The sequence below is a fragment of the Pseudarthrobacter sp. S6 genome, assembly GCF_050156575.1.
Classification (GTDB): Bacteria; Actinomycetota; Actinomycetes; order Actinomycetales; family Micrococcaceae; genus Arthrobacter.
This window is the reverse complement of sequence record NZ_CP189581.1, coordinates 3,884,351-3,899,381: the sequence shown is the minus strand read 5'-3', so window position 1 is coordinate 3,899,381 and position 15,031 is coordinate 3,884,351. Positions and strand designations below refer to the sequence as shown.

The window sequence follows — 15,031 nt, the reverse complement described above, 5'->3', positions numbered from 1 at the left end:
CAAAATGACCTGCCGGGAACGTTTCGGGTTGGGCTAAGGCGCCGCTTTGATTTCGTTGATCGTGAGGTTGCGGAAAGTGGCAGTTCCTTCATGTGCGTAGAGACGGATGCCGTTGTCCCCTTCAAGGGGGAACACCCGGTGTGAGTGCACGACTCGTCCGTCTCCTACGAACATTTCGACGCTTGTGCGGTCCACCAGGACACGGAGTGTGAGGCGCCCTGCCGCGGGATCGATCGGCGTCTGGCTTTCGCCGCCGGTTGGGTTGATGGTGGGTCTCCGGTTGAGGTACGCGAAAGGGCCGCGGAGGAACGCACCGGCGGCGACGTGCCGGCCCCCGCCGGCTGCACGGCATATCTCGAGACCGATGTTGGCGGGCGGTGTGGCCGGGTCCCAGGCCAGCTCACAGTTCAGGTCATAGGCCAGTGACCGGATATCGAGGTCATGGGTGCCCGTTACAGCGACGTCACCAAGGCGGTGGCTGCGCTTGACGTGGTTGTCCAGGCCGGCTGTGGGGGCTGAGACGAGGTGGTAGCTTCCGCTTCCCTTCTTGAGGCGGATGTCGCGCACGATCATGTCATCGCCGTTGTACGCGTCGGTCGCGAGGGTCGGTGTGTTGTGGGGGTAGTCCCAGAAGTTCGCCCATCCGAGCGCCCTGCGTAGGGTGGCATCCTCTGCACCGGAGGCGTCGTGATGGGGATAGGTCACTGCTCCGTAGAAGTCATAGCCGTAGTCGAGCCATTCCGGTTCGGCATGGTCGGGAGTAAAGGTGGTGCCGTTGAAGGCCCCTGTCCAATACGCGTAGGTTGCCGGCAGGCCCCGGCTTTTGCCGTTGGCGCTGGTGCCAAGGATCCAGTGGGAAGTACCGTCGTCTGCGGTCATGCGGAATAGGTCGGGGCACTCAAGCAGCCCTAGATCCGTGCGGACGAATTCGCCGACGCGCTGCCATGAACTCAGGTTGGGAGATGTGTAGAAGCCAAGCTTCTGCCCTTCGGCGTTGACCATGAACCACTGCCCCCGGTCGGCGTCCCAGATTACCTTTGGGTCGCGGAAGTCCTGCACACCTGGGTTCGGCAGTACCGGGGCTGTGCCATCGGGTTGGAATGAGCGCCCACGGTCAGTCGAATACCAGAGGTATTGGGCTTGGCGGCCTTGGGGTGCCTGCGTTACGAGGGCTATCACAGCATTCTCGCCGTATCCGGCGGTGTTCCGTTCGTCGATGACAAGGCATCTAGCGCCATCCTGACATAGCAATGTCAGGCCCCGAAGGACCGGGCACGCCGGGGATTTTTACTTAGTAGCCGAGGGCGCTCCGCATGGACGGTGCGGTGGCCGCGTTCCCCAGGTGGTTGGTGATGCCCAGGACGTCCTCCGTGTCACGGAGCATCGAGTAGTGGTTGAACGCTGTACCTGACGTTGTCCCAGCCGGGATGGTCGGGGCGATCACGGCTGTAGCGACGACCTGGGGGGAAGGGATAGTAGTGAAGTCCTCCGGCTCATCCCAGGTCACGTACACCAGTACGGTACCTGCCTTGTAGGCCGCGCTGCTGGTGATCTTTGGTATCCAGCGCTGCAGGAACAGGTCGCCGGGCCCGGGGTCAACTTCGCCGCCGCAGGAGGAACATCCGCCGTCATCGGTTGGACCGAGAGTGGCAAAGGCTGGCAGGGTGTCGGTATCCAAGGCTGTGGCCAGGGGTGAATTGGTCACGTCCTTGGTGTCGGTGACCAAGTTCTGGCTTCCGACCGGAACATCCCAGTTGGCGCAGTCCTCGGCGATATTCGAGTAGTAGTTTGGTGCCTGATGGTGCGCCGTGTAGATTTTGTTGGCGCTGTCGTTGTGGGCACAGTTGAAGGGCATCCCGAAGGCGTAGTTCCGCCACTGCCGCCCGGACTGCTTGACCTGGTTGTAGATGTTGTCCGCACTCAACATGCCCGATGAGTCCCCGGTGATGCCTTGGGTCGAGCCGGAGGTCATGGCGATGTAATTTGGCAGGGACGGGTGCAGCTCGGTCGTGAAGTTGGTGGCGAGTCCACAGTTCTTCACTACGGTGCCATTGAAGTACGGCATCCTCTGCTGGGCGTGCTGCAGTGTCAGATTCTCAAAGGTGATCCAGATGACGTGCTGGTACTGTGCCGGTGCCGGTCCGGTTGCTCCGCACATACCATTGGCGGGCTGCGGTGTCAGCGTGGGTCTGTGTGTAGGGGTCGCCGTCGCTGGGCTGCTCTGCGGCTGGGCAGTTGGGGCCGGAGCTGTGGGCTGCACCGGTCCCGCTTGGGGCTGGCAGGCTGAAACCGTGACCAGAGCCAGGAGCAGCAGCCCAACGCCATGGGCGAGCCGACGAGAGACTCCTGTGCTGGCCCTGGGCCTGGCTTGAAAGGAAAACATCACCTGCTGTGCTCCATTCACCCCAGAGGACTACTCTCCGACCAGGATTTCGGCGGCTGGAAAATGTGGACCTGAAGCCCGCCCGTGTGCTGGCCGTTCTGACACTATGGCATACCGGGCGCCACGCTGGAACCTTAACGGCTGCGATTTCGTCGTAGGCTTCTGGACCCGCAAGCACCAGCAGGGCAGGTGTAAATGCACTACTGGCCGTTGTTGATGTCTGCGATTTTATCCGCATAACTGTGGGGGCACCGACGTTACTGTCCGCCGCGTTGTGGAAGGGCTGGGCGCAACCTCCGTGGGCGGGGTCGGGGAGGCAGACCGTGGGAACCCCGTTCTGCATCGGGATCTTGATCTTCGAAATACCGTACCTCTGGTCCTGGGAAGCGATCACGGGCCGGATCTGACCGCTCATGACTGTACGCAGCAACGGGATGACCACGGCCAGGGCGGATGCCAGGACCCGGCGCCCCCGCATCACCGACCGTTGTCGTGCGGGCGCCCTGGCCGCGCCCTGCTGAGCTGGCGTCCCGGGGTGTGGCTCTATGGCCATGGGCTATTTTCCGCTCTGGTAAACATCCGCACTGAAAGTGTTAACGCCTGGCTCGGCAGCACCGGCGAGGCGGGGGAGTGAGAAGAAATCTTCGATGCTCGCGAGCAGGCTGTAGTGGTTGTAGGGCCGGTCCGAGGTCGCACCCGCCGGAGCGAACGGGGAGATGACCAGTGCACCGACCTTCCCCCCGCCCGTCCCCCCGGTGACCCCGACCGGAGGGCCGGTGGTGCCGCCGTCGGTCTCGTCAAAGGTGATCACGAGCATCCCGTCTTTTTGGAATGCGGGAGAGGCCAAAACCGTGGGGACCTGGTCACGGAGCCAGTAATCGGCGACGCCCAGGCCGCCGGAGGTCCCGTCCGCGCAGGGGTTGTCGTGTCCGTCGTGGCACAGGTTCGGGGTGATGTATGAAAGGTTCGGGGTGGTGTCTACTGTCTTCAGGTCCTGCTGCAGGGCGGACAAATTCACCACGTGGGTGGTGCAGTCCGGAGATGCGGTGATGGAACGGAAATAGACGAAGGGGTTGTGGCGGGTCGCGTACTGGTCGCCTGCAGTGGCGTTCTGGTGCGTGTCGGCAGCACCAAGCATCGGGTGCTGGCAGGGCGAGGACATGTCTTCCATGTAACCCCGCCACGATCGTCCGGCGGACGTGAGCTGTCCGGCCAAGGTGGGGACATTTTCCGGAAAGACGCACCCGCTGCCCAGCAGTCGTCCCCGGGAGTCGGTGCCCGAAGGGCTAAAGGCAGAATAGGTCTGACAATCCTGCATGGTACTTCTGTTGGGCGGCTGCCCTGAAACCTGCGCCAAATAGTTCGGCAGCGAGTGGTGCGCGATCCCGTAATAGCTGCTCAGCAGCACACCCTGCTGCCGCAGCGTCCTGGCCAGGTAGGGGGCTGGCGATCCCGTGCCCCACACCTGGTCGTAGCCCTTGTTCTCGAGGTTGATGACAAAAACATGCCCGGGCGTGCCTGCAAGCCGGGCCGGGGTGATTGTGATGGGTTGTGAGGGCTGGCAAGCAACCAAGGCTGCCACAAGCATGGCCAGAGAGAGGAAGGTCCCACGCGCGTGACACCGGGACCGCATTTTTTTCCCCGCGGCGCTGCCCGACGGGGCGTGGACGTTGATGGGGCCCTCCTAGTGGACGGGATGCAGGACTAGCCGATAGTAAACAGTCTCATAAGGAAGCAGGCCACTGGCAGGGTAAGTGCTGGGAGTTCACCGTGAATCCGGTTCTTCGTCGGGGACTTCACCGGTACCCCGTCACGACCGGGTACCTGCCCTGCGATCGGAAGCAGCTTTGAAGGGGTGCAAGGGATCCGAAGCAGCCCTTTCGTGCCGGGTCATATCGGGAGCGAAGCAGGGTACGTTGCGCACGAGTTGGGGCCAGCTAAACTCAGTCCCAAAAGCAACTGTTGCTTCGACCGGTTGAATACGGCCAGTTCCGCTCTCGTCGCTTCGTCGAATCACTCCGCCACCACGGCCCCAACAGAATCGATGGGCAGGGTCGGTGCGTAGACAACGCCGCGATGGAATCGTTCTTCTCGCTGCTGCAAAAGAAACATGGCATTTCCCCACGTCAACGTGGCCAACTAAATTGAGACAGGACAAGCGGTTCACTCCAGCTTGGCGTGGCGCAGGTAATGATAAACCGTCTCGCGGCTGATCCAATAATCACGGGCAAGAACTGCTTTCGGAACGCCGCTGCCGGCGCGCTGAACCAGCTCGTCCGCTCGTTCCGGCGTGAGGGTCTTTTCCGCCCTTTATAGCCGCCGCGCTGCTTGGCCAATGCGGTACCTTCCCGCTGCCGCTCCCTGATGAGGGAGCGTTCAAATTCAGCGAAGGCACCCATGACGGACCGCATGAGGTTGGCCATGGGGGAGTCCTCCCCGGTGAAGACCAGGCTCTCTTTGACGAATTCCACCCGCACCCCTTTGCGTGTGAGGCCTTGGACGAGCGCACGCAGGTCATCGAGGTTGCGTGCGAGGCGGTCCATGCTGCGCAGCACGACGGTGTTCCCGTCGCGGGCGAACCGCAGTAATTCCGTAAGTTCCGGTCTGGTGGTGTCCCTACCCGAGGCCTTGTCCGTGAAGACCCGGTCAAGGACCTGGCCATCGAGCTGGCGCTTCTCGTTCTGGTCCAGCGTGCTCACGCGCACATACCCGATCCGCTGTCCGGCCACTGTCGTTCCAACCCTTCGCTGTGAAGTTGAGTTCTAGACCCGTCCTTACAAGGAAGTCAATAACCCGGCCGCCCGTCGTCAGATTGGGGTGTGCCCTAACTGGACGTGACCCGCAGGACGTGCTGTTGGTCCTACTCGCGAAGGTCCGGGACCACTTATGCGCAACTGTGCGGTTTAGTCCGTTTCCGGTCCGTGGCAATAATGGCAGTCTGGTGGACACTGTGGAAGGCCCGTTGGTGCCGGCATCGAAAGTGCTTCCAGCGCCTCAGCTCTGTTCATTATTCGTTGCGTGGGCCGCTCTGCAAGGAGCGTTGCCTCAGATGGATGCATGGGCGTCGCTTGAATCATTTTTTGTACCTTCGTTGTAGACGGTCGGATTGTTCGCCCGTCCGTACGAGAGGGGTTGGCAGTTCAGGCGGACTTTTGAGAGGCATCTCGGGATCCTTCGGTCGTTTCCCGAGTTAGCAGCCCTGACGGCGGGTGGTGAAGCCGGCGGGATCGTGGGTGGATGGCTTCTTAGTCTGCAGTTCTGTTTCCATGGATGTGGCGGGAGAGTTTATTCGCGGCATCCTTGACCATCTGCGCCAATTGTGGCCGTAAATCTTGCGCAAAATCCTTTTCGATGAACGTCACTGAGACCGCGGCTGTAGGCCAGCCGTGGTCGTCCTTCACGGCAGCCGCTATGGACCCGAATCCAGGTGTGACCTGGCCGGATTCTGTGGCATAGCCTCGCTGGCGCACATGATCGAGGTGGGAGGACAGTGTCACGTATTTCGTGACTCTTCTGCCACGTGGCGGCAGCTGAAGGCCGCGGCATTGGGATAAAGTGCCCGGACATGCGCTCTTGGTGCGGCAGCAAGAATGGCACGGCCGCTGGCTGTCAGATGGCTGGGCAGCTGCACTCCGACATCGGTGACGAGTACGGCCAGATGTGCGCTTTCGCCCGTCGCTTTGCCCAAGGATGCGAGCAAAGGCCTGCCGGCGCTGGTCAGTGCTTGGTGGTGGGAATAGGCGGAGCCGATTTCGAGTGCGGTAGGCCCCAGTCCGAAGCGACCTTCTTCGCGGAGGTGTTGGACGAATCCGTTTTCCTCCATGACGCGGAGTAGGTCGTAGATGCTGGAGCGGGGTATGTCCAACTCTTTGCCGATCCTAGAGGCGAGCATTGGTGACCTCTTAGAGGCGAGATGCCTGAGTATGCGGAGTGTGTTCTCTGAACCGGGGACTTTGGATACTGTTTTGCCTTCGCGGCCCTTGATCCTGTCGGCTGCGTTTAGTGTCATGGGTCTTCTCTTGTGTTGTTGGCTGCGACGACAGTGTTTCCCGTATTGGGTAGGTTCCGGTGCGTCGCTTATAGGTCCAAAATGAGGCGAGGGCTGTTGCAGCGGGAGACGCAAATCATCATGGTGGCGCTTTTTTCATGCTCCTGTGGCGACAGCAACGTGTCTCGATGGTCGATGCTTCCCTGGATCACAGGGGTTTCGCATGTGCCGCAGATGCCCTCGCGGCAGGAGTTCGGCGGGTTGATGCCGGCCGCTTCAAGGGCCTCCAGGACGGATGACTCGTTTGGAACTGGTACCTCCGTTCCGTCGGCCAACTCAACGATGAAGGAGGAGTCAGTATCTGGCCGTGTGCGTGGGGCAGTGGGATCGAGGGAGAACCGTTCGCAGTGGAAAGTGGAGGGGTCTGCCCATGTCTGTGATGCCGTTTCGAGCGCATCGAGAAGTTTCTGTGGGCCACATGCGTAGACCCCGGTTCCGTCCTCAAGGTGATTGACCAGGTAATTGAGGGGAAACGCCCCGAGTTCCTCGCTGGTATGGATCGTGGCACGGTCTCCGAGCGCCGCGACCTCTTGGAGAAACGCCATGGAGCTGCGGTTGCGACCTAGGTAGAGCAGTTCCCAGGGAACGTCTTTTTTCAGGGCGGACCAGACCATTGGAAGGATCGGTGTGATGCCGATGCCCCCCGCGACGAACAGGTACCGTTCGGCGGGGCGCAGCGGGAAGTTGTTTCTTGTTTCCCGGACCTGGAGCTTTGTGCCTGGTTTCAGTTCGTCGTGCACGAATGCCGAACCGCCGCGCCCGTGCGTTTCCCGGAGCACAGCAATACGCCATTCGTGTGTTTCTTCTGGTGTGGAGCAGAGGGAGTACTGGCGAAGTATTCCATTGGGAAGGAGGACATCGATATGGGCGCCCGGTTCCCATGCGGGCAGTTCTCCCTTCAACGGGTGCGTCAGGGTTAGTGAAACTACCTTGTCGGACAGCTGATCCACCGAATGGACCAGCACATCGAAGAAGCGGTCGTTCTCCATCTCAGTTCTCAACCTTTTCCGCAGTGACGGATGCAAGAAATGCTTTGGTCCGTTCATTGGTGGGGGTGGTGATCACCTCGCGGGCCGGGCCCTGTTCCACGACCCGGCCGTCGGCCATAAATACGACACGGTCTGCGACGTCACGGGCGAAGTTCATTTCATGGGTCACGACGATCATGGTCATGCCTGACAGCGCGAGGTCTTTCATGACTTTCAGGACTTCGCCGACCAGTTCCGGATCGAGGGCAGAGGTTGGTTCATCAAACAGCATGAGCTTTGGCTCCATGCAGAGTGCGCGGGCGATAGCGACGCGCTGCTGCTGTCCGCCGGAAAGCTGTCGCGGATACGCGTTTGCTTTGTCGCTGAGGCCTACCTTTTCGAGCAGCGCGAGAGCCCGCGCGGTGGCTGTGCTCTTCTTCTCTCTTCTGACGACGCGGGGTGCCTCGATCAGGTTTTCGAGCACGGTCATGTGAGGGAAGAGGTTGAACTGCTGGAAGACCATGCCGATGTCCATGCGTTGGCGGCATATATCGCGGTGGTTCTGTTCGTGGAGTTTCGTGCCTTTGAGGTCGTAGCCGACGATGGTTCCATCGACCCACATGCGGCCGCCGTCAACGGTTTCGAGGTGGTTGATGCAGCGCAGGAAGGTGCTCTTCCCGGAGCCTGAGGGACCGATGAGGCAGACGACCTCGCCTTGCGCGACTTCCATGTCGATCCCTTTGAGCACGTCATTGCTGCCGTAGCTTTTGGAGATTGAATTTGCCTTGACCATCGGCGTGGGCGTTGCCTGGACCGTCATCGCGGGCCGCCTTTCAAGGTTGGGCCCTTCAAGGACAGGGCGTCGTGGGTGCGGAAGAATCTGCGGAGCTGTTGAAGTGGTGTGGGAGGAAGATTGCGTTGGTTGCCGCGGGCGAACCTGCGTTCGAGGTAGTACTGGCCAATGGTCAGGACCGAGGTGATGAGGAGGTACCAGAGGCTCGCGACGATCAGCATCGGTATGGTTTCAAAGGTTCGGGCGTAGATGACTTGAGACGAGTAGAGAAGTTCCGGCACTGAAATGACGCTGACCAGTGAGGTGGACTTGAGCATCCCGATGGTCTCATTGCCGGTAGGGGGGATGATGACCCGCATGGCTTGCGGCAAGACGATCCTGCGGATGGTCTGCATACGGGTGATGCCCAGGGCTTCGGCGGCTTCTATCTGGCCGTTGTCGACAGAGAGTATGCCTGCCCGGACGATTTCGGACATGTAAGCGCCTTGGTTGAGGCCAAGGCCAAGGATAGCCGCGGTGAGGGGGGTGATGAGCTGGTTTGCGTCCAGGTGCAGCCCCGGGATGCCCAGGGAAATGACCGGGTACAGCGCGGCGAGGTTGAACCAGAAAAGCAGCTGCACGAGGACAGGTGTTCCGCGGAAGAAGCTGACGTAGGCGAACGCTGCAGCCTGGACCACCGGGTTGGGGGAGAGTCGCATGACCGCGAAAACGACGCCCAGGATCGTCCCGATGACCATACTGATGACGGTCAGTTCAAGGGTGACCAGGATGCCGCGAAGGATGGACGCTTCAGAGAGATACGCTGCGACGACGTCCCATCCGAAATTGGGGTTCGTCAGCACCGATTGCAGGAGCAGCCAGGCGATGAGTGCGATGATGAGCGCCGAGACCCAGCGACCGGGGTGTTTTGCCTTGACGACCGTAAATTGGTCGCCGGTTCTACCTGCTGCCAAGCGGGGCGTGGTGGTTGTCATGTCGGGATTCCTGTTTACTTCGCAGCCAAGACGTCAGCGCGCACTAGGACGCTGTCCGGGACGCCCCATTTTTCGCTGATGGCCTGGTAGTGATCGCTGCTGAGCACGTCCCGTACAGCCTCCGTGACCGCTGCCTTGAGTCCGGAGTTCTTGTTCAGGGCCAGCCCGATGGGCTCGGGCTGGTAATCCTCACCCTTGGCGAGTTCGAACTTCCCGTTGGCTTCTTTGGCTTGGTAGGCGAGGGTGACGCTGTCAGCCGCGACGCCGTCGACTCTCCCTGAGACCAGGGCCAGGTTGGCGTCGGACTGGGAGGGGAAGTTCTGGATGTTGACAGGTTCGTGGCCCGCATCGGTGCATTTGGTGGAGAATGCCGGGAGGATTGCCATGGACTGGATGGAGCCCTTCTGGCCGGCGATGGTTCTGCCGCACATCGTCACGGGGTCCATGGTGATCTTGTGAGGGTTCCCGATAAGGACAGCGACGCCGGATCCACTGTTGATGTACTGGACAAAGTCAACGATCTTTTCCCGTTCGGGGGTTACGGAGAAGAAGGATGCCGCCATGTCGTACTTGCCGGAGGCCAGTCCGGGAAGAATGGTGTCGAAAGTTGCGGGCACGTGTTCGATTTTCAGTCCCAGCATCGCCCCTACAGCATCGGTGAAATCGATGTCCCAGCCGATCATGGTTTTGTTGTCCGTGTCGAAGTACTCAAATGGGGCATAGGTGGGGTCTGATGCAACGCGCAGCACCCCGGCGGCGCGGATATTCTCGGGAAGAAGTTCACGTGCTTTCTCATCGACGGGGAGTGCCGGTGAAGTGGCGACGGCTGAGGGGTTCCCGGTGCTTTGCGGGGAGGCGTCCGATACCGCTGCGCAGGAGGTGGCGGACAGGGCCACGAGGAGAACTCCGGTCAGGAGAAACGGACTAAGGGAATTGCTCAAGGTAATACCTTTCGACGCTGAAACGTACTGAGATCAAAACGAGTCTTACGGTGGGTCAGGGAACCCAACGGAGAACTTTGGCGCGAGTGGGGGAGAGAGTGATGACCTGCACGGCTGATTCGCCGGCGGTCAGGGAAAGACGTATTGCTTCCGGGTCTTCACCTTCGACGATGAAGGTGTCGCCCGTCCGGAGCCACCGTTTCCAGGGTCCGTCCTCCGCGGCGACGAGGGCTTCCCCCGAAAGTGCGGCCAGAACGATCTGTTCACCGGCATCCCGGCGGAGGACGCCGGTGAAATTGCCGTCATAGCGGGTGCTGCGGTATGAGACATGGTCATCGTTCACGGTCACAGCTGGATCCGCTTGTGGAGTTGACTCATCCAGTTCCACGGCCCAGCGCCAAGGGTCTCCGCGCTCGGCCGAGTCAGGGTTGGCCGCCAGGATGCGGGCCCCGGAGGGCGCTCTCGCGGCGCCGAAATCATTGGCCCTGATCAGCATCCACATGCCTAGTCCGTTCCCACAGCGGCAGGCACGCGGGTGGGGTTGGCCGGAAGTGCCTGTTGCTCCTTTCGGAGCAAGGCTGCAAGGATCCTCCGGGCCTTCGCCACGCCTCCGTCCTGGGCGATGAGCACGTCATGCTCACCGGCCGGCCTGGTGCTCATGCCTATTTCCTGGGCCTCGAGTGCTGCCGCGTCCTCGTCCAGGACGGTAGCCAGCCCGATGCGGAGATCCTCCGTAGCCTGTGCATTATCGACGGCGAAGTTGCGGCTGAAGGCGTAGTAGTACCAGGTGTTGTGCTCGTCAATAGGCGTGATGCCATTGAGCACCTTGATCAGGTATCCCTCTTCCCGGGGCCTGCCCTCGCCAGTAATGCCTGAATGCAAAACGTGCAGATTAGGAACGAAGAATTCGGTGCAATGGAAGCGGTCGAACAGGCCGCGTGCGTCCATTGTCTCCGCGTAGAGCGGAGGGGCTTCCACGGAGGGCATCAGGCGGTCCACGCTTACAACGGCCCCCTCAACTTCAACAGTGATCCCGTGCTCGTAGATGTAGTCGTCACCGACGGTCGTCTGGTGCAGAAAGGACTCGTGGGTCAGGTCCAGCAAGTTGTCGTGGATCAGATCTGCCCGGCACTTGAAGTGGTAGGAGTGCGTGACAGTGGCCCACTCAGGGTCTGCCATCCAATGTGTGTCCGGAACCAGCGCAGGATCTGCAAGTTCGGCCTCTCCAGTCCAGACCCAGACCCAGCCGTCCTTTTCCACGACAGGGTATTTGCGGACGTGGGCCCGCTCCGGAATGGAGGTCTGCGCAGGGACACGGGTGCAGGCACCGTCGGGCCCGTACGCGAAGCCGTGATAGCCGCATTCCACCGAGTCGCCGACGGTTCGTCCTTCTGAAAGCGGAAAGGCCCGGTGTGCGCAACGGTCGGCCAGTGCCACCGCTTCGTTGTCCTGGGTCCGGAAAAGCACGATGGGCTGTGTGCAGATCACCCGGCGAATCGGTTTGCGCGACACATCGGCGGACCACCCAGCTACGTACCAGGTATTCAATACGAACATCTTTGTTCCTCCTAGAAATTGATCTGTATACACTGTATTCAGAGGTGTGATGCAGGTCAAGTAGTTCCCTAAAGCCCTGCAAGATTGCGTCCGCCGTTAGTCGAGGTTGGCTCGCGCACACGAGTGGACGGCTTGGCCGGCGCGGAGTTCGTGCCAAAATTGCAGAAACTGAAAGGAGGGGTGGCCATGACCGTACAACCGAAAGATCTCAGGCCTTTGGCCGAGAAGGTCTATGAGCTCATTACGGCTGATATCGCCACCGGCCGGATTCCGTCCGGCACGGCCTTGGTGCAGGAGCAGGTTGCCGCCCAGTATGGGGTGTCGCGGACCCCGGTGCGTGACGTCCTGACCCGCCTGACCCTGGAAGGGCTTACGACCCTTGTCCCAGGCCGCGGGTACATCATCAACCAGCTTGACGAGACCGAGATTTCAGATGTCTTCGACGTCCGCTACGCCCTCGAAGCATTGGCGGTGCAGCGCGCCTGCGGCCGCTACACTCCGCAGCAGCTGCTGCGCATGAGCAGCCTCACCGAAGAGACCGCGCTCATTGACCCGTCCGATAACCTCGAGCTTTTCCGGCTTGGTCAGGCCTTTCACATCGCCCTTGTGGAGCAGGCGGGAAACAGCTTCCTGCTTAGCGTGCTCACCTCAGTCTGGAATCACCCGATACAGAAGCGCATTACCATGACCTACCGCCAGGGCGCGGACTACCAAAACAAGGTCGTGGACGACCATCGTCAAATTCTCGACGCCCTCAGGGCTAAGGACGCCAACCGGGCAATTGAGCTCCTGCGCCATTGCCACGACGTAACCGATCCTAATCGTGAACAAAGTCCTGTTGAGCTTTGAGGGCAAAAGGACGCCTCGATAGTGGATTGGTGCCCACTGAACCAGCGCAGCACGGGCCAGTGGGGGGTGTCCATCACCTCCGTTGGCGCCTCAGTAACGGACTCCCAGACTTCGTTAGTGACAGACTCCAGCGAGAAGAAACGAAGCCCTCCCGATTGAGGTCCCCGGCGTTGGGGGAGTTGGCGGTTCCGGTCTTGCGGGCTCGGACATCGGCGGCGGTGACGGTGATGAAGTCTTCGGATCCGCAGGAGAAGAAGTCGCAGATCGCTGCGATGACCTGCAGGGGCCCCGTTCGGGCTGATTGACGATGCGGTAGACCTGGGGCCGGGACAGGATGCTCCCGCGCTCGGCGAGCAGGGGGATGAGGTCGGTGTTGTTGTGGAGGCCCCGGGAGGCCATCAGCTCGGACAGCCGCCACGTGTATCCGACCTGGCGTTTCATCGCTGACCTCCCGCTTGTTTGCCGAGTGCAGATTCATCGTGCGCTCCAGGGGCGCCCTTTCGACGAAGGCTTAGCCCGGGGTTTTCATCAGTCTTGGGCTGACGGGTGTGTTTAAGAGACGAAAAGGTGCTCTGACAAGGGAAAATAGGGGTGTCTACGCCGTTATTTCCGTGTCTTGAAGGAGCACCTTTTCGATGCATCAGCCTACCAAGGTCTTCCCATCCGTCCCGGTCACTTTCACCGGCCAGTCGCTGGTTTCCCATGCCGGCGCCAGGATCCTGACGTCATTCATTGACGCCCTCGGGTTCCGGGATCTGTGCGAGGACCGGCTCGGGCAGTTCGCCCCCGCGATGGCCTCGCACCGGCCCGGGAGGCTACTCGGGTCGCTGGCGGTGATGCTCGCCGCCGGCGGCGAGCACGCCTCCGACCTGGACATCCTGCGCTCCCAGCCCGGCGTGTTCGGCAACGTGCCCTCGAACGCGACAGTCTCGCGGTTCTTCGAACGCACCGTGAAGAACCCGGACGTTTTCGATTACGGCTTTTCGACCCTGGCCCAAGAACTGCGGACCCGGGCCTGGGAAGCCGCGGGTGACCGCAGCCCGGCGGTGAAGGCCACGGCCGCGGACCCGCTCCTCATCGACCTCGACGCCACACTGGTGACCTCGCACTCCGAGAAGGAACGAGCCACCGGAAACTACAAGGGCGGGTTCGGATTCGCCCCGTTCACCGCCAGCATCGATTACGGTTCCGGCCGAGGCACCGGGGAGGAACTCGCGGTGCTGATGCGCCACGGCGGGGCCACAGCGAACAACGCCGAGGACCACATCCGCATCTTCGAGGCCGCCATCGCCGTCCTGCCCGACTCCCTCTACGGTGAAGACGAGGAACTGGACGGGGAGAAGATCCTGGTCCGCACCGACAGCGCCGGCGCGTCCCGGAAGTTCCTCTGGTACCTGCATTCGCGAGGCGTGCAGTTCTCGGTCTCGTACCCGGTGCCGGTCGGCAAGGCCCACATGATCGCCTGGATCAACGACAAGAAATACTGGCAGCCGGCCCTGGACCAGGACGGCAACGAACGCGACGATGCCTGGGTAATCAACGCCACCCAGGTGATCCCGCTCGAGGACTACCCGCCCGGGACGAAGATCTTCCTGCGCGCCGAACCGCTGCACCCCGGTGCGACCCCGACCCTGCTCGACATCGACGGTCACCGTGTGACAGCGTTCCTGACCAATGCCCCGCGCTGGCACGGACCGTTCCTGGACGCCCGGCACCGGGCCCGCGGCCGGGCCGAGAACCGCATCAAGACGCTGAAGAATACAGGTTTGGGCAAGCTCCCGTTCTTCGATTTCGCCGCGAACCAGGCCTGGGCGAACCTCGCGGTCCTGGCCGCGAACCTGGTCTCCTGGCTCCAGCTCACCGCCCTGCCCGACGGCCACAAAGCACGGGGCTGGGACATCAAACGCTGGCGCTACCGGCTCTTCGCCACCGCCGGCAAGATCATCACCCGCGCCCGCCGGACCCACCTGCTGCTGCCCGACGCCGCACCGGAGAAACCCCTCATCGCCGCACTGCTCGAAGCGATCAGCCGGATCGCCGCAGCCGCTAACCGCCCCGCACACCTGCTGCGGACCTGACACCGCTGCCCCCGTCAACGAACGAGCCGGAAAGAAGAAAACCAACGGGATCAGTGGAAGCCCGCGCCCCGCCCCGCGACCCCGGGGCCCTTCAGCCACGCCCTAAATCCGATCCAGCCCGCCGGGACGACAAAAACCCGGACCCGGCGCCCCGACCGCCGTCCGATGAAAAATCCGGGTTAGTTTCTGAGGTGCGCTTCGCTCCGCCGTGGGGACGGAAAATTTGGCCGTGTCAGGTCTGTTCCCAGGGATATCTGGTGCTGGCAGACGCTCAGGGGACAGACTTGATGTGTGTGTTTCGGTCGACCCCGATTCGTCTATGGTGCCGGTGAGCCTGTGGGTTAGTTTGGTGGTGGAGGGCACAGCTTTGTTGTCCGCGGGACCGTGGACTGTTGCCTTGGAGCAGTGCGCCACGAGGCGCTGTTTGTTACGTATGGAGG

The 15,031-nt window shown here is 61.6% G+C and carries 11 protein-coding genes and 3 pseudogenes; 3 read left to right on the top strand and 11 right to left on the bottom strand.

Annotated elements, in window-relative coordinates:
• Positions 1–33: 33 nt before the first annotated feature.
• From ACQCS0_RS18685 to ACQCS0_RS18675, 3 genes are all read right to left on the bottom strand, one after another.
• On the bottom strand, positions 34–1,179 hold the full coding sequence (locus tag ACQCS0_RS18685) for a glycoside hydrolase family 32 protein (RefSeq protein ID WP_354156373.1): 1,146 nt from the start codon (positions 1,177–1,179) through the stop codon (positions 34–36).
• Between the two features lie 112 nt (positions 1,180–1,291).
• Complete coding sequence (locus ACQCS0_RS18680; protein ID WP_354156372.1) at positions 1,292–2,158, bottom strand: alkaline phosphatase family protein; 867 nt, start codon at positions 2,156–2,158, stop codon at positions 1,292–1,294.
• A 781-nt stretch (positions 2,159–2,939) separates the two neighbouring features.
• Positions 2,940–3,971 carry an alkaline phosphatase family protein gene (locus tag ACQCS0_RS18675; protein ID WP_354156389.1) on the bottom strand — a complete coding sequence of 344 codons (1,032 nt, stop codon included), beginning with the start codon at positions 3,969–3,971 and terminating at the stop codon, positions 2,940–2,942.
• Between the two features lie 398 nt (positions 3,972–4,369).
• Here ACQCS0_RS18675 and ACQCS0_RS18670 point away from each other — a divergent pair.
• Positions 4,370–4,516: pseudogene (locus ACQCS0_RS18670) on the top strand (IS3 family transposase); the annotation flags it as partial.
• 30 nt (positions 4,517–4,546) lie between these two features.
• Here ACQCS0_RS18670 and ACQCS0_RS18665 read toward each other — a convergent pair.
• The 8 genes and pseudogenes from ACQCS0_RS18665 to ACQCS0_RS18630 form a co-directional block, all read right to left on the bottom strand.
• Positions 4,547–5,112, bottom strand: a pseudogene (locus ACQCS0_RS18665) (recombinase family protein).
• A gap of 516 nt (positions 5,113–5,628) precedes the next feature.
• Positions 5,629–6,392, bottom strand: a pseudogene (locus ACQCS0_RS18660) (IclR family transcriptional regulator).
• A gap of 68 nt (positions 6,393–6,460) precedes the next feature.
• Positions 6,461–7,420 (bottom strand): PDR/VanB family oxidoreductase, encoded by a 960-nt coding sequence (locus ACQCS0_RS18655; protein ID WP_354156371.1) that lies wholly within the window; start codon positions 7,418–7,420, stop codon positions 6,461–6,463.
• Position 7,421: 1 nt separating this feature from the next.
• Positions 7,422–8,219, bottom strand: coding sequence for an amino acid ABC transporter ATP-binding protein (locus ACQCS0_RS18650; RefSeq protein WP_354156370.1), 798 nt, complete (start codon positions 8,217–8,219; stop codon positions 7,422–7,424).
• Complete coding sequence (locus tag ACQCS0_RS18645; RefSeq protein WP_354156369.1) at positions 8,216–9,166, bottom strand: amino acid ABC transporter permease; 951 nt, start codon at positions 9,164–9,166, stop codon at positions 8,216–8,218. The genes ACQCS0_RS18650 and ACQCS0_RS18645 overlap by 4 nt, the downstream gene beginning before the upstream one ends.
• A gap of 14 nt (positions 9,167–9,180) precedes the next feature.
• Complete coding sequence (locus ACQCS0_RS18640) at positions 9,181–10,107, bottom strand: ABC transporter substrate-binding protein (protein WP_354156368.1); 927 nt, start codon at positions 10,105–10,107, stop codon at positions 9,181–9,183.
• Between the two features lie 55 nt (positions 10,108–10,162).
• A complete protein-coding gene (locus ACQCS0_RS18635; protein ID WP_354156367.1) occupies positions 10,163–10,603 on the bottom strand; it encodes a hypothetical protein in 441 nt (146 codons plus the stop codon).
• 8 nt (positions 10,604–10,611) lie between these two features.
• A complete protein-coding gene (locus tag ACQCS0_RS18630; protein WP_354156366.1) occupies positions 10,612–11,664 on the bottom strand; it encodes an aromatic ring-hydroxylating dioxygenase subunit alpha in 1,053 nt (350 codons plus the stop codon).
• 186 nt (positions 11,665–11,850) lie between these two features.
• Between ACQCS0_RS18630 and ACQCS0_RS18625 the strand changes: the two genes are divergently transcribed.
• Together ACQCS0_RS18625 and ACQCS0_RS18620 are read left to right on the top strand one after the other, a co-directional pair.
• Positions 11,851–12,513 (top strand): GntR family transcriptional regulator, encoded by a 663-nt coding sequence (locus ACQCS0_RS18625; RefSeq protein WP_354156365.1) that lies wholly within the window; start codon positions 11,851–11,853, stop codon positions 12,511–12,513.
• Between the two features lie 635 nt (positions 12,514–13,148).
• Positions 13,149–14,591: an IS1380 family transposase gene (locus ACQCS0_RS18620; RefSeq protein ID WP_426939955.1), complete on the top strand. Its 1,443-nt coding sequence runs from the start codon at positions 13,149–13,151 to the stop codon at positions 14,589–14,591.
• Positions 14,592–15,031 lie beyond the last annotated feature (440 nt).